General features: G+C 56.4%; 13 protein-coding genes. 10 read left to right on the forward strand and 3 right to left on the reverse strand.

Features of this window, described 5'->3' with window-relative positions:
• Positions 1–142 precede the first annotated feature (142 nt).
• On the reverse strand, positions 143–475 hold the full coding sequence (fdxA, locus tag HK26_RS05965) for a ferredoxin FdxA (RefSeq protein ID WP_025825402.1): 333 nt from the start codon (positions 473–475) through the stop codon (positions 143–145).
• Positions 476–640: 165 nt separating this feature from the next.
• Positions 641–3,226 carry a helicase-related protein gene (locus HK26_RS05970; protein WP_086639056.1) on the reverse strand — a complete coding sequence of 862 codons (2,586 nt, stop codon included), beginning with the start codon at positions 3,224–3,226 and terminating at the stop codon, positions 641–643.
• A 112-nt stretch (positions 3,227–3,338) separates the two neighbouring features.
• On the opposite strand from HK26_RS05970, the gene HK26_RS05975 reads away from it, so the two are divergent.
• The 3 genes from HK26_RS05975 to HK26_RS05985 all read left to right on the forward strand — a co-directional run bounded on the left by HK26_RS05975 (position 3,339) and on the right by HK26_RS05985 (position 5,950).
• Positions 3,339–4,763 (forward strand): leucyl aminopeptidase family protein, encoded by a 1,425-nt coding sequence (locus tag HK26_RS05975; protein ID WP_086638940.1) that lies wholly within the window; start codon positions 3,339–3,341, stop codon positions 4,761–4,763.
• 170 nt (positions 4,764–4,933) lie between these two features.
• Positions 4,934–5,347 (forward strand): MarR family transcriptional regulator, encoded by a 414-nt coding sequence (locus HK26_RS05980; RefSeq protein ID WP_086638941.1) that lies wholly within the window; start codon positions 4,934–4,936, stop codon positions 5,345–5,347.
• A gap of 159 nt (positions 5,348–5,506) precedes the next feature.
• Entirely contained in the window at positions 5,507–5,950 is a 444-nt protein-coding gene (locus HK26_RS05985; protein ID WP_025825408.1) for a hypothetical protein, read from the forward strand.
• A gap of 21 nt (positions 5,951–5,971) precedes the next feature.
• On the opposite strand, the gene HK26_RS05990 is transcribed toward HK26_RS05985, so the two are convergent.
• Entirely contained in the window at positions 5,972–6,997 is a 1,026-nt protein-coding gene (locus HK26_RS05990) for an MraY family glycosyltransferase (RefSeq protein ID WP_086638942.1), read from the reverse strand.
• A 67-nt stretch (positions 6,998–7,064) separates the two neighbouring features.
• On the opposite strand from HK26_RS05990, the gene HK26_RS05995 reads away from it, so the two are divergent.
• The 7 genes from HK26_RS05995 (at position 7,065) to HK26_RS06025 (ending at position 20,747) form a co-directional block, all read left to right on the forward strand.
• Positions 7,065–9,080, forward strand: coding sequence for a polysaccharide biosynthesis protein (locus HK26_RS05995; RefSeq protein ID WP_086638943.1), 2,016 nt, complete (start codon positions 7,065–7,067; stop codon positions 9,078–9,080).
• Positions 9,077–10,213, forward strand: coding sequence for a DegT/DnrJ/EryC1/StrS family aminotransferase (locus HK26_RS06000; protein WP_086638944.1), 1,137 nt, complete (start codon positions 9,077–9,079; stop codon positions 10,211–10,213). Before HK26_RS05995 ends, HK26_RS06000 begins: the two co-directional genes overlap by 4 nt.
• 14 nt (positions 10,214–10,227) lie before the next feature.
• Positions 10,228–10,692: a hypothetical protein gene (locus HK26_RS06005; RefSeq protein ID WP_086638945.1), complete on the forward strand. Its 465-nt coding sequence runs from the start codon at positions 10,228–10,230 to the stop codon at positions 10,690–10,692.
• Positions 10,693–11,205: 513 nt separating this feature from the next.
• Complete coding sequence (locus HK26_RS06010) at positions 11,206–11,634, forward strand: hypothetical protein (protein WP_086638946.1); 429 nt, start codon at positions 11,206–11,208, stop codon at positions 11,632–11,634.
• A 43-nt stretch (positions 11,635–11,677) separates the two neighbouring features.
• Complete coding sequence (gene bcsQ, locus HK26_RS06015) at positions 11,678–12,439, forward strand: cellulose biosynthesis protein BcsQ (protein ID WP_086638947.1); 762 nt, start codon at positions 11,678–11,680, stop codon at positions 12,437–12,439.
• Complete coding sequence (bcsA, locus tag HK26_RS06020) at positions 12,436–17,142, forward strand: UDP-forming cellulose synthase catalytic subunit (protein ID WP_086638948.1); 4,707 nt, start codon at positions 12,436–12,438, stop codon at positions 17,140–17,142. Before bcsQ ends, bcsA begins: the two co-directional genes overlap by 4 nt.
• A gap of 5 nt (positions 17,143–17,147) precedes the next feature.
• Entirely contained in the window at positions 17,148–20,747 is a 3,600-nt protein-coding gene (locus tag HK26_RS06025; RefSeq protein ID WP_086638949.1) for a cellulose synthase subunit BcsC-related outer membrane protein, read from the forward strand.
• Positions 20,748–20,751: the final 4 nt, after the last annotated feature.

Raw genomic sequence — 20,751 nt, forward strand, 5'->3', positions numbered from 1 at the left:
GGCGCTGGCGCGTATGGGCAGGTTATGGCGCATCCTGTATGGCTGGTCTTTGGTCCGTGTGGGCCTTGTGGTTGGGCCATAAAAAAAGGCACCGGGGTTTCCGGTGCCTTTTTTTATGGTGGAACCTGTAGGGGGAGCAGGTTCAATCTTTATGCGGCTCGGGGGAGAGCAGCTCGGCTTTGTTGGGCTTGTCTTTCCATTCCTGCGCATCAGCAGGGGCTGTGCCCTTGCGTGTGATGTTGGGCCACTGGCTGGCGTATTTTGCGTTGATTTCCGCCCATGCTGCCGAACGGTCGTCGCTGTCGGGGAAAATGGCTTCGGCCGGGCATTCAGGTTCGCACACGCCGCAGTCAATGCACTCATCCGGGTTGATGACCAGAAAGTTTTCACCGGCGTAGAAGCAGTCAACGGGGCAGACTTCCACACAGTCCATGAATTTGCAGCGGATGCAGTTTTCAGTGACCACGTAGGTCATTGCCATCTCCGAAATTATCTGGCGGTCGAGGTATGCTCGCCGCGTGGGGTCAGATGGGCGACTGTCCGGTCGCGCCACCAAGGATGGCGCAGATATGATGGGGTTTTGGCCCTATGGCAACCCGCTTGGATGAAAGGGGGTACTTCATTGGCAGCAGGGCTGCTCCTACATTTGCCGCCGGAGCATGCTCAAAATGGCAAAAGGACTGCTGTTTTGGGCATTTTGCAGATGTTTGCCATGTTCGGGGCGGGCGCGGCGCTGTTTTCTTTTTTCTGGCTGGCGTGGTGGCAAAACCATAAAAGGTGCGGGTGGGCCTGCGTGGTGCCGGGGCATGGTTGTTGGGGGTTGCAGGCGGATTCCCAAGCCCTTGAGCACTTCTGGCAGGTCTTTTTTGCTCACCCCCAGCCGCGATGCGAGAGAAAGAGGCAAAGGTTTGGGTGTGCGCGCACACAAGGCGCGCATGTCCTGCACAATACTGGCAGCAATATCGAGTCGAATAAGTGTGCCGCCGCCTGCAAGCCAGCCTACGCTGCGGAGTAGTGCCAGCATAGCTGCGTCTGGTTGCGTGCTCAGGCGCATGGAAACCGCACCCGGCGGCGGGAGTTCTGCTATGGGCAGGGCGTTATGGATGCGTAGGAGCAGACTGCGCAACGCCATGGGCTGGGGTTTGAGCAGGGGGGTGCAAAAGGCCAGTGTGCCATGCAGCCGTATGGCCTGTTGCCGCAGCAGGTGTGCCTCTTTGGGAGGAAGGTGCGGGGGGGCGGCAAGGGTTGCAACCCCGCCGTTTTCCATCATGGCATGCACAATGCCACGGAGCAGGGGGTACTCTGCCACAGCCTGCTCGGCGCGGAACAGGGGGCCAAGGGCCTGTTGCTGAATGTTGGCTATGACCTGTGCCAGCCGCTCGCGTATTCTACTCTTGTGGGCGCTTTCAAGAAATTCAGCATCTTCAATATGGATGACAGGGTGCAGGACCGAGGGGCCTTTGCGCAAATGAGCAATGGGGTCATCACGCCAGAGAATATGCCCTGTTTGCAGGTTGAGTGTGATTTCACTCTCCGGCGCCTGCAAAAAGCGGCTGACAAGCCGGGGGATCTCGCTGCGGGCCGCGCGGCGTGCCGCCTTGAGAATGAGGGTCTGGTCCGAGCGGGCAGCCTGAGGGTCCGGGGTAAAGGCAAAGCCGCGCATATGCCCCACGTCGTGCCCTTCCACGCACACTTCGCCTGTTTTGCTGATGGCGCACAGCAGGGGGGCGCCATCGGCCTCCTCCAGCCTGCGGGCCAGACTGGCGGCGCGCCTGTCTACAAACCGGCTGGCCAGTCTTTCATGCAGGGCGTCGGAGAGCGCGTCTTCGAGCATGCGGGTGTGGCGCTGCCAGTGTGGGGCGTTTTCCACCCATTCGGGGTGGGCAGCAACGTAGGACCATGTGCGAATGCCCATCAGGCGGTGCATCAGATCCTCTATCTCTCCTCCTGTATGCTCCAGACTGGCAAGGCGGCTTTTGAGCCAGGAGGAAGGCAGGCGTCCATCCTTAGCCAGAATGGCAAAGAGCTGGCCACACAGGCGGATATGGCTGTCCAGCCCCAGTTTGCGAAAATCAGGGATCTGGCAGATTTCCCACAGCAGGCGGGTGTGCTGGGGAGTGGTGGCCAGTGTGCGCACAGCAGGGGTCTGCATGAGTGCGCTGAGTGTTTGCATGTCGGATGCAGGTTCGGCAGGGCGCAGGCTGGGGTGAGGGGTTTTCTGGCACAGGCTGTCGTACAGGGCCTGTGGGGAGGCAAAGCTGAGCTTGCTGCTGCGCCACCATAAAAAGGGGAGTGGCTCAAAATGATGGGTTTCTATGGCTTCGGCCATGGTCTCGGGCAGGGGCGGGCATTCTCCGGTGGTGCCAAAGGTGCCGTCCCGTGTGCCACGGCCTGCGCGGCCTGCAATCTGGGCAATTTCGGCCGGAGCCAGCCTGCGGTGGCGTTGCCCGTCAAATTTGGACAGCCCGGCAAAGGCAACATGGTCAATGTTCATGTTCAGACCCATGCCAATGGCATCGGTCGCAACCAGATAATCCACCTCGCGGTTCTGGTAGAGGGCAACCTGCGCGTTGCGGGTGCGGGGGGATAACTGCCCCATAACCACGGCGCAGCCGCCGCGTTTGCGCCGGATCAGTTCGGCAATGGCGTACACATCCGCCATGGAAAACGCGACAATGGCCGTGCGGGGGGGTAGGCGGGACAGGCGGGTATGGCCGGTGTAGCTCAGGCTGGACAGGCGGGGGCGTGTTTCCACCTCCACGTCACGGATCAGGGTTCTCATCAACGGGGCAATGGTGTCTGCCCCAAGGAACAGCGTCTCGGACAGGCCGCGGGCGTTGAGCAGGCGGTCGGTAAAAATATGTCCGCGTTCGGGGTCGGCGCAAAGCTGGATTTCGTCCACCGCCACAAAGTCCACCGGGCGGTTCATGGGCATGGCTTCAACCGTGCAGGAAAACCAGCGGGCCTGAGGGGGAATGATTTTTTCCTCCCCCGTAATCAGCGCCACCGAGCGCACCCCTTTCAGGCGCACCATGCGGTCATAGTTCTCGCGCGCCAGAAGCCGGAGTGGAAAGCCGATAATCCCCGATGAGTGTGCCAGCATCCGCTCAAGCGCGAGATGGGTTTTGCCGGTATTGGTCGGGCCCAGAATAGCCCGGACAGGGGCCCGTTCTGCAAGGCGGGCTGTATGCAGGGCAGGAACCATCTGGCGTGTGGAAACCGTCATGGCGTGCATGGTCGGATGCTCCGCTCTGAAAAGCAAGTCAGCAATGTACAGAATCTCCCCCGTTGCATGATGCAAAAGGGAGGCGCAGGGTGCCCCAAGAAGGAGGAATGCCATGCCTATTCGTGATCTGGACTGCCTGAGCGTTGCCCGCAGACGCAAGGCACTGTGTGCTGTTTACGCCGTGCGCGCTCATGAGCGGGAGGCGTGGGTGGCACTGGCTGGCGAGCCTGCCGTGGCGTTTGCCGAAAACTGCGGCTTTGCGGCCCGGCCCGGACAGCTTGTGCTGGTGCCCGGCCCAGCGGGCAAGGTGCAGGCGCTGTTTGGCCTGCCTGCGGCAAATGTGCGCGACCCGTTTGTGTTTGGCACCCTTGCCCTCGACCTGCCGGAAGGGGACTGGTGCGTACATGTGCCAGACGACGTGGCGCGTGATGATGTTATTCTGGGCTTCTGCCTTGGGGCGTATCGCTACAGCCTGAAAACGGAAGACAAGGCCCCTGCACAGCCCCGGCTTGTGGTTACGGCAGGGGAGCGTAAGGGGCTGGCGGCGCAGATGGCACGCGCGATCTGCTTTGCCCGGGACCTGATCAACATGCCAGCCAACCTGCTCGGCCCGTCCGACCTTGCGCGTGAGGCCAAGGGCGCGTTGCGCCCGCTGGGTGCGGATGTGGAGGTGATCAAGGGTGCGGAGCTGGATGCGGCCTACCCCTTGCTGGCGCATGTAGGCAATGGCTCGGAGCGGGCGCCAAGGGTACTTCTGGCCCGCTGGAGCGGTACGCATGCGGGCAAGGACGCGCCCCTGATCTCCCTTGTTGGCAAGGGTGTGTGCTTTGATAGCGGGGGGTATGACATCAAACCCTCAAGCGGCATGCTGCGGATGAAAAAGGATATGGGTGGGGCGGCCACGGTGCTGGCGCTGGCCTGGCTGGTTATGGCGCAGGACCTGCCGGTGCGGCTGGAGTTGCGGCTGGGCTGCGTGGAAAACAGCGTGTCCGGCCACGCCATGCGCCCGCTGGATGTGATCCGCAGCCGGTCGGGCCTGACGGTGGAAATTGGTAATACGGACGCCGAGGGGCGGCTGGTGCTGAGTGATCTTTTGTATGAGGCGGGTGAGAGCGCACCGGCCCTGCTGGTGGATGTGGCCACCCTTACAGGGGCGGCCCGCGTAGCGCTGGGGCCGGACCTGCCAGCCCTGTTCTGCAATAGCGACTCCACAGCCATCCTGTTTGCCGAGGCGGCGGAATATGAGGCAGACCCCCTGTGGCGTCTGCCGCTCTGGCAGGGCTATGTGGGCTGGTTGAAAAGCTCTGTGGCGGATTTGAACAATATTGCCTCCCGCCCCATGGCGGGCGCGATTACGGCGGGATTGTTCTTGGAACAATTTGTAAAACCAGACCAGCGTTGGGTGCATGTCGACAGTTATGCATGGAACGATTCCAGCAGACCGGGCCGACCGGAAGGGGGCGATACCCCCGGAATTCGTGCACTTTTTCGTGTAATCCGTTCTCTTTGTGGAACGAATGACACGGAAAAGACGTAAAGTCAGGACAAGTTGGGTGAGCGTAATAATTTTTTGTTACAACACTTTTAAAAATCGTTTCGGTGTCTATATAAAGCACATGGAATTCATTCCGGTTTGAATAGGGGCCGGAACAACACAGCCGGACGGGCCAAAGCTCTGGCCCACGGCAGAAAAGGAAGTTGAACGTCATGGCACAGGCCGCAGAAAAGGCAGAGGATCTGGTCAAGACCCTGCGGGATACCGTTGTTGCACTGGTACGCGGAGAAGGGCCGGACCTGTCCGCCCGTCAGCTTGCTGTGTTTCTGACCTGCTATCTGGACGAAAGCGGGCATACGGTGCGTGGTCTGGCAGCAAGCCTGAACGTGTCCAAGCCTGCCATTACCCGCGCGCTGGACCGCCTGAGCGAGCTGGATCTGGCACGCCGCAAGGTGGACCCGCTGGATCGTCGTTCCGTTCTGGTGCAGCGCACCCCCAAGGGCGCGTCCTACCTGAAGGAAATCCGCACCATTATGGGTACCACCGTGCGGGATGCAGGCCAGAACACGCAGCAGGAGCCCAAGGTGGCAACCGTGCGCCGCCTGCGCCGTGTTGCGGCAGCCTGATCAGCCGCTTTTATCCGGCCTGATCAAGGTAGTTTAAAGTTGCCCTGCTGCGGGGTGTGGCCATGTTCACGCATGGTCATGCCCATGCGGCGGGCAACTTTTTTGTATTGGGGGCGTTGTTTTCCGTAACCTTGTCAATCAGGTAAAGGGAACCATCCCATGCGCTTTTCTTCTGCTGTTGCTGCCGCCGCTCTGGCTGTTTCCTTTGGTGCTGTGTCCGCAGCACAGGCGGCTGACGCCATGGGCGCCCCTACAGCCAAACTGACCCTGACCGCCAAATCGGCCGATATCGGGGTTGGGTATACGTGGGGGGAGGGCAAGCTGACATATGGCGGCAAGACCCACACCTTCTCCATTACCGGGGGCACCATTGCCGCTGTCGGCTTTTCCAAGATCGAGGGCACGGGTACGGTTTATAACCTGCACCGGCTGAAGGATTTTGATGGCACCTATGCCGCCGCCCACGGTGAGGCCACGCTGGGGCAGGGTCTGGGGGGTGCCGTGCTGGAAAACAGGAATGGTGTGCGGATCAAGATCGAGACCATCTCGCAAGGGGCAAGGCTGGCCGGGTCCGCGCAGGGGCTGACGTTCACACTCAAATAAGTCTCTGGTGGGGGGGGCCGTTTACCACCTGCCAACAGGGTGCGTGCGGGTACGTGCAACGGCAAATGCGGTCCATGCCAGTTGGGGTAGCATAAGCAGGGCCAGCCCGCCTGCGCTGGCCCATATATTGGCGGTGGGCACTACAAGGCTGGCAATGGCGCCCCCCCACAGGGTCATGCACCACTCCAGAGCAGACACAACGGGGACCGGCACATGGCTACGGTGCAGAATCTGGTAAAGATGTCCTCGGTGTGCGCGTAGGAGCGGGTGCCCCGCACAACAGCGCCGGATGAGTGTGAACACCACATCATAAATCAGTGGAAACAGCAGAGCAGGCCCAAGCAGCCAGCCGCCCGGCTGTGTTGTGTGGCTGGCAATATACAGCACAGCGGTGCCAGCAAGCAGGCCGCACCCCTGACTGCCAACATCACCCATAAAAATCCGGGCATGGGGGAAGTTGAAAGGCAGAAAGCCAAGCAGGCAGCAGGCCAGAAGCAGGGATGGCCATTGGAGCTCCGGTACCCCAAAAGCTGGGGCAACAAAGGCCAGAGCCACGGCAGCACAGCTCAGGCACCCGGCAATAAGTCCGTTGAGCCCATCCATGAAGTTGGTGGCATTGGTCATGAAAATCAGCCAGAGGCCGGAGAGTATGGCCCCCGCTAGGGGTGTTGGCCAACTCAGGCTTATGCCACCTCCCACAACCATGCACGCGGCGGCGGTTTGTGCTGCCAGTTTAATGGTTGGAGGCCATTGGTACAGGTCGTCCAGCCAGGACACACTGCACAGGAGCACAAGGGCGCAGGCGGTCAGAAGACAGCTTAAAGAGAGCACCGGCTGCCCTGTCAGCAACTGCATAAGCGGGAAAAACAGCCCAAATGCCACCATAACCCCGATTCCGCCCCCTTTGGGTGTGGGGGTCGCATGTGCGCTGCGGTGCACGGGGTGGTCCATGATTGCCAGCCTGATCATGCGCCGCACAAGGGCGGCACTCAGCACTGTTGCGCAAAACAGACAGAAAAATGCCAGAGCATGGAAAAAAAAAGGCATGAAATAAGGCCATTGTCCGGTTAGGCTGCTTCTAGGATGTCAGGGGCTGGGCTATATGTGCAGGATCATGGTATCGCAACCTTCTCAACCCCAGCATCACTATCCAAGATTTTGGCCGTTGAACAGGATTGCCGTTAACATCCTGCTTGATGGTGTGCTGGCAGCGCTGGCGGCCCCTCTGGCCCGCTGGCTGGCAGCCCCGCAGGATGGTCTGCTCCACCCGTTGTGGTTTTTGGCGGGTGGGGGTGTTTCTCTGGCAGTGAGCGGTATTCCGTTCAGAATTCCGCAACAATACTGGCGTTTTTCCGGTGTTTCGGACCTGCTGGGTATTGCTGGCGCATCGGTTGCGAGTGCACTGCTGTTCTCCCTCGGGTTGGTGTGGGCGGGCTTCCCGCTCCCAAGCAAGGCTTTTCCCGTTATTTATGCCATGGTTCTGCTCATTCTGCTGGGTGGGTCGCGCGTGTCCCTGCGTGTGGCGCACAGGCTTGTAGCCCGGCGGGAGGGGCGCCAGCGCGTGGTGCTGATCGGGACGGCAAACACGGCTGACCTTTACCTGATGGCGCTTGAGCGCAACCATGACATGAATATCCGCGTCGTCGGGCTGGTAGGGCTTAAGCAGCAGGCTGGGCAACGGATTCAGAATGTACCGATTCTGGGCCATGTGCAGGAAATATCGCTTGTGCTGGAGCGGATGCGCAGGGCTGGAAGCCTGCCCAAGGCTCTGGTGGTCGCGGACCCTGCTTTTAAGGGGCAAGCGCTTAGTCGTGTGCTGGCTGTGGCAGCCGATTACGGCATTGCCGTGTTCAGAACCCCCGTGATGACCGAACTCACGCCTGCTGATCAGGTGCATTTGCGCCCCATCCCGATTGAAGACCTGCTCAACCGCCCACAGGTGTCGCTCGACCATGCGGGTATGGAACGCCTTATCAGGCAGCGCACGGTTATGGTGACCGGGGCGGGGGGGACCATTGGATCGGAGCTGGTGCGCCAGATTGCCCGGCTGGGGCCTGCCTGTCTGGTTCTGCTGGATCATGGGGAGTTTGCGCTCTGGCAGATTGATGTGGAACTGGCTGATTGCGCGCCGGATATTTTGCGTCAGGTCGTTGTGGCCGATGTGCGTGACGAAGAGCGGATTGACGCCGTTATGGCGCATTTCAGGCCTGATCTGGTGTTTCATGCCGCAGCCCTCAAACATGTGCCGATCGTGGAGGCAAACCCTGAGGAGGGGGTGCTGACCAATGTGCATGGTACACGGGTCGTGGCCGATGCGGCCGCCCGGTATGGCGCTGCGGCCATGGTGGTTATTTCCACCGACAAGGCAGTCAACCCCTCCAGCCTGATGGGCGCCTCCAAGCGTGCGGCGGAAATGTACTGTCAGGCGCTTGATATTCAGGCCCGCGCAGCAGGGGGCAGTGGGGGCATGCGCTGCATTACGGTCCGGTTTGGTAATGTGCTGGGGTCAACGGGGTCTGTGGTGCCGCTGTTCCAGAGGCAACTGGAACGGGGTGGCCCGCTGACCATTACCCACCCGGAAATGCGGCGCTATTTTATGACCGTGCCAGAGGCTGTGGGCCTTGTTTTGCAGGCCAGCGTGCGCGGGACATCCGGGGTCGGGGTGACCGGCACGGATGACCTGCTCCGCCACGGTGGCATTTTTGTGCTGGATATGGGGGAGCCGGTAAAAATAGTTGATCTGGCGCGGCAGATGGTGCGCCTTGCCGGGCTTAAACCGGACGAGGATGTGGCCATTCATTTTACCGGCCTGCGTGCGGGGGAAAAACTGTACGAGGAGCTGTTCCACGGCCGGGAGGCTCCGGTGCCGACTGATGCGCCGGGTCTGTTCATGGCCACCCCCCGCGTGGTGGAGCTGGCTGATGTGCGTGCAGCGGTTGACCAGATTACCGCCCATGCCCGCCGTGGGGAGGCAGACGCGGCGTTACAGGTGCTGTGCCAGCTTGTGCCGGAGTTCGATCATAACCCTCATGGAGAAGTGCGCTCCCTGGCTCCGGCTGGTGCAAAATCCTCCGATGCTGTAAGGAACGAACAGATAAAGGCCGATGGTACGGAGCAGGTGGCACCATGAGCAGTTCAGACGACAGGCCCATTGCGTTTCTTGATCTTGCAGCCCAGCAGGAGCGGATAGGGCCAGTGCTCCGCCAGCGTCTGGATGCTGTTCTGGCGCATTGCCGGTTTGTTATGGGGCCAGAAGTTACAGAGCTTGAGGGCCGTCTGGCGGAATGGGCGGGTGCGCGGGAATGCGTGGGTGTTTCTTCCGGCACGGATGCGCTCCAGATTGTCATGATGGCCGAAGGCATTGGTCGGGGGGATGCGGTGTTCCTGCCTGCCTTCACCTACACGGCCACGGCGGAAGTGCCCTTGGTGCTGGGAGCTACGCCCGTATTTGTGGATGTAGACCCCCAAACATTCCAGATTGATCCGGAGCACCTGCGGAGTCGTATTCAGGCTGTGCGGGCTGCGGGTAAGCTACGGCCCCGCGCCATTGTTGGGGTGGACCTGTTTGGCCAGCCTGCTCCGTGGCCGGAGCTCCGGCGTATTGCCGAGCAGGAAAACCTGTTTCTCATGGCCGATTGCGCGCAGTCTTTTGGGGCGGAGCTGGCAGGCAAGCCACTGGGGTGCGAGGCTACGGCGACGACCCTGTCCTTTTTCCCTTCCAAGCCATTGGGCGGGTATGGGGATGGTGGTGCGATCCTGACCGACGATCCTGAGCGTGCCGCAATTTATCGCTCCTTACGCACGCACGGTGAAGGCACAACCCGGTACGAGGTGCTGCGCACGGGCATGAATGGTCGGCTGGATACCCTGCAGGCCGCAGTCCTGCTGGCCAAGCTGGATTTCTTTAAACAGGAACTGGCCCGGCGGGATGCCATTGCGGCGCAGTATGATGCTGGCCTTGGCGGGCATGTGCAGGTGCCAGCACGTGTGGCCGACAGCCGGAGTGCATGGGCTATTTATGCTATTCTTGTTGGCAGCGCGGAAGAACGGGAGCATCTTCAGGCCCGTCTGAAAGACAAAGGGGTGCCGTCGGCTATCTATTATCCTTTGCCGCTGCATAAACAGCCAGCGTACCGTGACCACCATGATGGGGCGGTTCTTCCCGTTTCTGATGATCTGGCACAGCGTATTCTGGCGCTACCTATCCATCCAGAACTGACCGATCAGGACGTGGCGCGTGTTATTGCCGCAGTAAAAGGGTAAGAAAGACAGTTTTTATGCGTAAAGAAACAGCATTTATCATTGGATTTCTGGTTTTGACGATCAGCACATCTGTTGCGATCTGGACTTTTGCCCTACCCAACTTCAAACCTGTTACGTTCCCTCAGGTGGCCAGCGCCGTTATAGATGTTGGGCCAATGCACCACCAGAGAGCTCTGGAGAAGGATGAGGTTGCTGATCTGAATAAATGGCTGGATGGGCATAAATCCGGCTGGGGGCCATTAAGCCGCACACCGCCATCTTCTGGTGATTCTCATCTTTTTCTCAAAGATGCGCAGGGTAAGGATGTGCTCACCCTCACTTTGTGGACGGGGATTAGTGCTGCCGACTGGAACGCAACCGTGTTTGTAGAATCCCCCGATGGGTCATGGGTGCGGGCAGAAACATTTTCTAATAAAGATTTTGCGCCCTTGCGTTTAATGGTGGATCGGTATCCTTTTAAGCATTCCAGCTTTCCATAAGACTGCATGGAATATTCGTGTTTTTTGTAGACAGACTGTCCAGTAGAAAACATTTTTTGTGTTAAATTTTTATGTTCTGAACTTGGCGGGGAAGGGGAGATATAACGCCTTCTCCTGCCGTTCAATGATGCAGTATTTATTTTTATTATAAATAATAGAGCATTAAACATTTTAATCTTTGTAATTTTCTGAGTCTTCTGGAGAAAATATAGTAGTGGAGATGATTTTATGTTTTTTGGATTATTGAATTTATTTTTTGATCGTTCTGTGGAATAATCAGAAATTAAAGATTTATACGGGTTCGGTGATGTGGTTTTTGTTTGTATGATATAAAAAACACACGGGCCTATTTTGTATGGTTTTTGAATATAGTTACAGTTTTTAGTAAAGTTATACCGCAGATCGTGCTCTGTTCTTTATGAACTGCGCGTAATGCGGTTTTGTTGACCAAGAACGCATAGAAGTTTTTAAATAAATTTCGTACTGCGTGACGATACGATAGAGGAGGCAGTAATGGGTTTTCCACTTGTCGATGCAGTACTTGCCAATGTTTCCAGTCAGTCATCAAGTGATGCAGACGATATTTCGGGTCTTAGGGTCGCTGTACAGGAACCGGACCTGAAATATAAAGAGTTCGATAATCTTGCGAGCCTGCCAGATGTTGATGCACCTGCCGGGCGGAAGGTCAAAGAGGCTCCCCAGCCGGTTGCAGCCGCTCCCGCTAAAGACGCACTTGCGGAAATATTGACCTCTGTAAAAACAGAAGAACCTGTGGAGGTTGAGGTTCGTCAAAAAACCATCAATTCTCCTCCTCCCAGACCTGCGGAGAGTGACGTCGGGGTAAAATCACAGCAACAGTCTTTGCGGGATGTTTTTGCTTTTCTGGCGGGAAAGCAGGACCAACTCCGGCCTGCTTCCAATTTGTCGGACATTTTCCGCTAATTGTTAAAATGTTGGTTCGACACTTTTTTATAGAGTATTCCGCATGCCCTTGATTTGCTGTGTTTCACCAAAAGGGGGCGTGGGCAAAACCATGATTGCAGCCAATCTGGCTGCCAATCTGGCTAAGCAGCAGCATTATCATGTTGTTGCCGTGGACCTTGACCCGCAGAACATGCTGCGCCTCCACCTTGGTGGGGATGTGGCCGATGAGCAGGGTTTTGTAAAATCTGTCGGGAATTTTGAATCCTGGGATGCAGCTCTTAAGGAAGATCGCAAGAGTGGTGTGGTCACTTTGCCTTATGGCCAGCTTTCTGCCGGGAAAAGCATTAAAAAAGACAGTATTATCAGACAACAGCCTGAATTATTATGGAAGCCGCTGGTAAAAATGGCTGCGTCCCCGCGCATAGTTGTTGTGGTGGATACGCCGCCGGGCCCTTCTGTTATGTTGCAGGCTATTCTGCCCCATGTGGACCTGTTGCTGACAGTTCTTGGGGTGGATGCAGCTTCTGCCGTGCTGTATTCCAATATTGCAACGCGAAAAATCTATTCAGAAGTTCGCAATACACGCCGTGGATATGTGTTAAATCAGTTTGACCCGATGACCAGATTGGGGCGTACTATCTGTACCGGTCTGTCTGAAAAAATAGGCCAGGCGCTTTTCGGTGTTGTACATCGGGACGAATATGTGGGGGAGGCATTGGCTATGCAGCAGCCAGTGCCAGAGTATGCCCCTTTATCCCGTGCTGCGGCCGATCTGAATAATCTGTCAGAACGGGTCCATCGCTATCTGGAAGCACGGTTATGAAACTGTCGGATCGGCTGAGCAATCTGTTTCGTGTTGATCAGGGAGTTCACAAAGCGCTCGCAATTTTTCTGCTGTGTTTTTCCGTTGTCGGCTTTTTTGTTGTTACGTTGTCTTTTTTGTCAGCAGGCGGGCAGCTTATTGTCGGTATTGCCGGCATTGTTGCGTTTTTCATTATAAATCGCCGCAAGGATGATACGGCTACACTGTATTTGAAAATACTTTCTCTGGCCGTGTCCTGTAGATATCTGGCGTGGCGGATGATCGATACGCTGGTATTTCAAACAACATTTCAGGCGATTTTAGGCATGATTCTGCTTTCGGCAGAAGCTTATGCGTTTATGATGCTGCTGCTGATTTATTTTCAAACAGTGCATCCATTGGAAAGAAAACCAGCGCCATTGCCGGATAATTCTGACCAATGGCCAAGTGTTGATGTTTATATTCCTACGTATAACGAAGACCTGAGCATTGTGCGGGTTACCGCTTTGGCCTGTGCCTCCATGGACTGGCCGCCAGATAAGCTGAATGTTTATATTCTGGATGACGGTCACCGTGATGAGTTCCGGCAGTTCGCTGAGTCCGCGGGGATCGGTTATATCAGCCGTGCGGATAATTCCCATGCCAAGGCAGGCAACCTCAACCACGCCCTAAGTCTGACGGATGGGGAGATGATTGCAATTTTTGACTGCGATCACGTGCCGTGCCGTGCCTTTTTGCAAACCACAATGGGCTGGTTTGTGACAGACTCCCGCGTTGGTCTGCTACAAACACCGCATCATTTTTACTCGCCAGACCCGTTCCAGAGAAATCTGGCCAACGGCATGCGCGTGCCACCCGAAGGCAACAGTTTTTACGGCTTGCTACAACCGGGTAATGACTTTTGGAATGCGTCGTTTTTTTGCGGATCCTGCGCGGTTATCCGGCGTGATGCGTTGATGGAAGTCGGCGGGATCGCCACGGAAACCGTGACGGAGGATGCGCATACAGCACTCAAGCTGCAACGCCGTGGCTGGTCTACAGCGTACCTCAGCTTACCGCTGGCCGCAGGGCTGGCGACAGAACGCCTGATCCTGCACATTGGCCAGAGAATGCGCTGGGCACGCGGCATGATCCAGATTTTACGTACCGACAATCCGTTTACAGGTCCGGGTTTAAAACTGCCTCAGAGAATCTGCTATTTTTCGGCTATGGCAGGGTTTCTGTTTGCTATTCCCCGGCTGGTTTTTTTAACCTCGCCCATATGTTTTCTGGTGTTTAACCAGACCCTGATTGCTGCGTCCCCCATGGCGCTCTGTGCTTATGTTCTGCCGCACTTTTTTCATTGTATCTGCACCTCTGCACGTATGAATGGGAACTGGCGGTACTCGTTTTGGGGTGAAATATACGAAACAACGCTGGCAACATTTCTGGTGCGTGTCACGCTGGTTACGATGCTGTTTCCCAAACTGGGCAAGTTTAATGTGACGGATAAAGGTGGGACAATCAAACAGGCCTATCTGGACTGGCAGGCGGTTTATCCCAATGTCATTTTAACCGGGTTTCTGTTTATGGGCATGCTTTACGGTTTTTACAGGCTGTTTATGTTCCATAATTCTCAGGTTGTATTTAATGCACTGTGGTTGAATGAAGTCTGGATCAGCATCAGTATTCTTACTCTTCTGCTGGCTATTGCCGTAGGGCATGAATCCCGTCAGGTGCGGGGCAAGGCGCGTATTCAGGTGCGCCTGCCAGTAACGCTGCGCTCTGAAGGCGGGCGGCTGCTTTCGACGCATATTATCGATGTGTCCACCGGGGGCTGTCAGGTTGAGATTGCGGACAGCACACTGGATGAATGGAAAAATGGCCAGATTATCCATGTTTTTACTGAAGAAGGTTGCCTGAAGGGCGAAATTATATGGGTTGGCAAGCAGTCAATCGGGCTGGATTGGCGTTACGATTCCCTACGCCATGAGGCCGAGGTCGTCCGGTTTGTGTTTGGGCGGGCAGACGCATGGGTGGATTGGGGGCATTACCCCCCAGACCGGCCTTTGCGTAGCCTGTGGCTTGCAGTCAGCAGCATTACCAGCCTGTTCCGCTTTGAAGAAAAACCGGGCGCGGCAAGCCAGAAGCTGCCTCCCTCCAAATCCAAGGCTCCGCCTCGTCGTTCCTCTGTCGTTGAAAAAAAACCGGAAAGAAAAGCTGTGATTGTTGCACCCAAGAAAAAAGCAGCGACACTGTGTCTTTTCCTGCTCGGTACGGCTCTGCCTGCTTTTGGCTGGGCACAGCAGGCCGGGGATGTGCCACCTGCTGCTCCTGCTCCTGCTCCTGCTCCTGCTCCTGCACAAGCACCAGCATTGCCATTGGCTGCAACACAGGCTGTGTCCCCCCCTCCATCTGACCCTTCCGTGGCTGACGGGGAGCCACCGCTTCCTACGGTGAATGCCGCGGACCCGACCTCTGCGGTGCAGGACCAGTCCACGCAGGGGGCGCAGGCACCAGGCCTGACATTTGGAGCGCCTGTGGCGGATGCCGCACCTGCCCTTGTGGGTGTGAACAAGAAAACCTGGAGCCTGAAAGAGCTGGGTGCGGGAGACACCCTGATGATGACGCCATTTGCGTCTATTCAGGGGATTACGTTTGGTTTGCCTAAAGGCGAGCTGGTGACTGACGCAGAGCTTGTGCTTTCTGGTGCTCTTTCTCCCTCTTTGCTGCCAACTGTCAGCAGCATCACCATCCGGCTGAATAACCAGTATGTGGGCACAATCCCTGTCACGCCGGGAAAATCAGCTTTTGGGCCGGTCAAATTTACCGTTAACCCTTTCTTTTTTCTGTCAAAGAATGTTGTTAATTTCAGCTTTGCCGGGCAATATACGGCCACCTGTGGGAATGAAATCAGCCCCGTTCTGTGGGGGCAGATTTCCGGGCAGTCGCAACTGTCCATTACCACGGCTCCCTTGCCCCCCAAACGTTACCTGTCTGCACTGCCAGCACCCTTTATGGATACGGATGCCGTTGACCGGGCTGTTGTTCCTTTTGTGTTGCCTGAGCAGGCTTCTGTCGGGAATGCAAATGGCCGGAGCCTGCTTAAGTCGGCGGGTATTGTTGCGTCATGGTTTGGGAAACAGGCAGACTTTCATCATGTTACCTTCCCGGTTTCGCATCATGTGGCCGAGACAGGGAATGCGGTTGTCATTGGTACGGCGGAAAACCTGCCAGACAGTCTGGGAAAAAGCCTGACTATTGCAGGGCCTTTGGTGGCAGAGCTTGCCAATCCGTCTGACAGCAATGGCACCTTGCTGGTCATTACTGGTCGCAATGTCGCGGAAGTATTGCAGGCAGCCAACACGCTGGCATACACATCCGGCAGCTTTGGCGATCTGTCCCAGACCGGGGGAGCAGACCTGTCGCTTTCTCCGCGTGTTCCGTACGATGCGCCGGCCTTTTTACCAACGGACAGGGTTGTCCGGTTTGGTGAACTTGTCAGCCAGAGTGCGCTGACAGGTCATGGTTATGTGCCGGGTACTCTGGCAATTCCCTTCCGTATTGCGCCGGACCTCTATACCTGGCGTGGTCGCTCGTTCAATTCACATTTCAGCTTTCGTCCACCTTTGGCGGATAATATCGACCTCCAGCATTCGCGCGTGGATGTCAGTTTGAACGGTATTTATCTGAACAGCTTTCCGTGGTCACATTCGCAAAAACTGCCCGCATGGTTGAGCGCTTTTCTGCCAGAACGCCCGACAATACAGAAACATCATGTTGAACTGCCGGTCTGGGCGGTTTACGGCCAGAATGAGCTTGATTTCTATTTTGATGGCCGTCCCATGGCCCGCCGTGACTGTAGTGCCATGGCGCAGGATATCTCCTTGGAACTGGACCCGGATTCAGTGCTGGATATGCGGCGTGCGTACCATCTGGCAGTCATGCCTAACCTTGCTCTTTTTGCAAATAGTGGTTTTCCTTTTACCCGTATGGCGGATCTGTCAGAAACTGCCATCGTGCTACCGGAGCATGCGGGTACGGGCGTGCTGACGACGTATCTGGATGCTGCAGGGTTGTTTGGCTCCTATACATGGTTGCCGATATCCGGCGTGGATGTTGTGTCCACAAAGGATGTGGCGGGCGTCAAAGATCGGGATATCCTGATGATAGGGCTGGCAACCGGCGGCACACAGGCTCCGGCTCAGGGGCCTGATCTGCTGAAAGGGTCGCCGTATCAGATCGAGGGTGACCGGCTGCGACTGAAGGAGCGCACAATGCTTGATGGTATCCGCTATATGTTTGCGGATAACGTCATACAGGGTGCAAAAACTGTAACATTCCAGGGGAGTGTGTCCCTGAGCGGGGGAGGGGCGCTTATTGGCACCCAGTCTCCGCTTACAAAAGGGCGTTCAGTTGTTGTTCTTGTGGCCGGAACACCGCAAGGGCTGGACACTGTGATCAACACAATTGAAAGCCCTACGCTGGAAAGAGGGATCCAGGGTGACCTTACGTTTGTCACCGGACATAAAACTCTTGCTTCTCGTAGCGGTTCAACATTTACAGTAGGCAATGCGCCATTCTGGATATGGAGTGACTGGTATTTTAGCGAGCACCCATGGCGTATTATTATTCTGGCAGCTTTGGGCATTGTAGGGAGTGGGAGTGTACTGCGTAAAATGCTGGCTGCCCGCGCTGCCAGACGTCGTGCGTATTTAAAGAAGAATGAAGGGAACGAGGCGTAACCGGCATGAAGCGTTTAACAGCGATTAGATTTGGGATAACGGGGGTTGCGGCTTTTGCCGTGCCTGTTGTTGTCTGTGCTGAATCGCTGGGAACGGCCGCCCCTGCGTCAGTGGATGTGAGTGCTCTGCTGCTGCAGAAGGCGCAATACTGGCACGATCATCAGGAAATGGATCATGCATGGCAGGCATTGGCCCAAGCCGCGCATATGTCTCCTGATAATCCTCACGTTCTTCAGCTACAGGGGTTGTGGGCGCATGAAGGGGGAGATGCCGCAGCAGCCGAGGCTGCACTGCAAACATTGACCCGGCGTTTTCCCGATGCGCCGGAAACGCAAGCCCTTCAGGCCGCACTGGTGCATGGGCATGCGCAGGAAATAGATGTGTCGGGCGCACGTGACCTTGCAAAAGCGGGCGAAACAAGTGCTGCCGCTGCCGCATACCGCAAGCTTTTTCCAGATGGCCCGCCAGCGGCCTATGCTGTCGAGTATTACGAAACGATGGCGGGTGCCGTTGGTTACCGTGATAAGGGGCGGCTGGGTCTTAAACAACTGGTTGAACAAAACCCCAATAATCTTGATGCGCAGATTGCGTATGCGCAGGTTTTAACCTGGCGGCCCGCCACCCGGCTGGATGGTTTGCAGCGTTTGCAAAAACTGGCGGGTCTGAGTGGCCTTTCCGCGTCACAGAATTCTGCCATTGACCATGCGTGGAGCGAAACATTGCATTGGCTGGCGCAAACGCCAGAAAGTGTTCCCGCATATGATGCGTGGTTAAAAGCCCATCCGCAGGATGCGGACGTCAAAGCGATCCGGGAGCATGCCGCGGTTGCCGAGCCGGAGAGTGCTCTGCTTAACCGCACACAGGGTTATCAGGCGCTGGCAAATGATAGTATTGCCGATGCAGACAAGTATTTTTCGCAGGCCGTTACAGAACGGCCGACGGATGGAGATGCCCTTGGGGGATTAGGGCTGGTGCGCATGCGCCAAGGTCGTATGCAGGAAGCCAGCGATCTTTTGGAAAAAGCCGGGCAGGTTGACCCTCAAACAGCCAGCAAGTGGTCTTCTGCACTGGCCTCTGCCAAGGTTGCCACGACATATTCACGCGTAAAACCCCTGATGCAGGCAGGAAATTACACAGAGGCCAAAGCCGCTATCGATCAGGCATTGTCGGTAGATCCCAAGCAGGCTGGTCTTCTGGCACTTTCTGGCGATGTGGCTGTCAAACAGAATAACCCGCAGGGGGCGCAAGCTCTTTATAAGCAGGCTTTGGCAATAGAGCCTGATAATGCCGATGCTTTGCAGGGATTGTATGCCCTGCTCCGTTCGTCTGGGAATACGGCGGAACTTGCAGATATCGAGCGTAGGCTTGCAAGGGTTTCCCCCAATTTTGGGAAGCAGGTTGCTGCGGCCGATCTGATCAAGCAGGTCAATGCCGCGACAAGTCTGGATGAAAAAATTGACCTGTTGCGCGCAGCAGTCCGGGCGCAGCCGCATGATCCGTGGTTACGCCTGCATCTGGCTCAGGCTTTGGTGGATGGCGGCAACCGTGGCGAGGCTGCCGATGTTATGGAGCCCCTGCTGTCTGTGCAGAAAGGGGCCCCCGTTGTTAATATTCAGGCGGGCATTTATTACGGCAACCAGATTAAGGATACGGCTCTGATCGAGCGGTTGCTGCAGATTTTGCCACGTCAGGGCATGACTGCGGATATCCGGCAGATTGCTGATCGCATCAGGTTTCAGAGGCTGGTTGCCGGTGCGCCAGACGACCCACAGGAAGCCAGAATATATTTCAATCGTATTGCCCAGCAGGCTGGCGAGGATACAACTGGCGCACGTGGCCAGCTGATGGGGGAAGCGCTCCTCAAACGGGGGGATGCTGCGGGCGCTGTTGGTCTGCTGAATGAGATGCTCCGCCTTGCCCATGCACCATCTGCTCGCCAGAGCATTGCTTATGCGGGCGTCATGCTTGCGGCACAAAAACCAGCAGCCGTGCGGCATGTGCTGGCATCACTAGAAGGCATGCAACTGACTGATGAGGAAAGAACATTTCTTCAGGGGTTAAAAAATGGTCTGGCCATTCAAAGGTCTGACCAGTTGAATGATGACGGAAAACGCGCGGAAGCGTACGATGTTCTGGCGCCCGCTTTGCAAACGGACCAGTCATCCGCGCAGCTTGCGCTGTCCCGTTTGTATCAGTCAGATCATAATGCAAAAAAAGCGCTTTCCATTACGCGGGCAGTTCTGAACCAGAACCCTGATGACCTGGATGCGCGCCTGCAGGCCATCCGCCTGAATGTTGAACTCCATGATCTGGAGCAGGCACGGCAGGATCTGGACTCCATGCGCGAGCGTGCGCCATCTGACCCACGGACATGGGTTGGGACGTCTGTCGTAGCAAAAGCCCGAGGCAACTGGACAGAAGCCCTGAATGCTCTGGCGCAGGCCCGCATGCTGCGTCTGGAAAGTGTTGGCACGCCGGTCGAGGTGGAAGATGGAGAAAACCCCTTCCGTCATGGTGTGTCACAGGCTGGTGCGACAAAAACAACAGACCCCCTGCTGGCCTCGATTGACCGTGAAATTGAGGTGACGGGTAAAGCCTATGCACCGTATTTGGACGTTGGGCCGGTGTTCAATACCCGCAACGGGTCCGGGCTGAGCAAGCTGGCTGATGTGGAAGTGCCAATAGCGGGCTCTGTGCAATGGGGTGCAGGGCGCCTGAACGCTTCTGTCACACCGGTTTCCCTCTCTGCGGGGGACAGTCCTGAGCGGTACTCAGGACATGATGCAGCCGGTGTGGCGTTAGGTGTGGGGTATGAGTGGAACTGGCTTAAAGGGGACGTAGGATCGACCCCCCTTGGTTTTACAACCAGTAATGTTGTGGCGGGTTTACAGTTTTTCCCCGAGATTACGGATAATCTGCACCTGAGCTTTATGGTGGAAAGACGTGCGCTAACAGATAGCGTTGTGTCTTACTCGGGTATGAAAAACAAGGAAACTGGCAAAACCTGGGGTGGGGTGATGAAGAATCACATTCACCTGCAACTGGCCTATTCCGGGAATGGCTATACCGTCTATGGCGGGGGTGGTTATGCGTATCTGGATGGTAAGAACACCCGCACCAATGAAGAATACGAGGCCGGTGTTGGTGGTGCGGTTACAGTTTACAAAAACCATAATCAGGAAGTGCAGATTGGCTCAAACCTGACATGGTTCCGTTTTGATAATAACCAGTATGTTTTCCCGGATCAGAATTATCCAAGTAACAGCTATGGTTATGGCGGTTACTTCTCGCCCCAATCTTTCTTTTCTGTGACCGTGCCTGTTACCTATACCGGCAAAATTGATAAATGGATGTGGGATGTGGGTGGCCAGCTTGGTTATCAGAACTACCATTCGCAGGCGCTGCCCAACCTCGACAGTGTAAGTCAGCCAATCGGGGAGGCACATCCATCCAACCATCTGATTGGTGGCGCACATGCCAATTTCTCTTATCAGGTTTCTCCCGCCCTGCGCGTAGGTGGTAACTTCCAGTTCCAGAATGCTGGTCCATGGAACCAGTTTATCGCTGGGCTGGCGGTGCATTATACTTTTCTGGATACCCAATGAAAGT

Origin of the sequence: Acetobacter okinawensis (genome assembly GCF_002153655.1) — a bacterium.
Taxonomy (GTDB): Bacteria; Pseudomonadota; Alphaproteobacteria; order Acetobacterales; family Acetobacteraceae; genus Acetobacter; species Acetobacter okinawensis_A.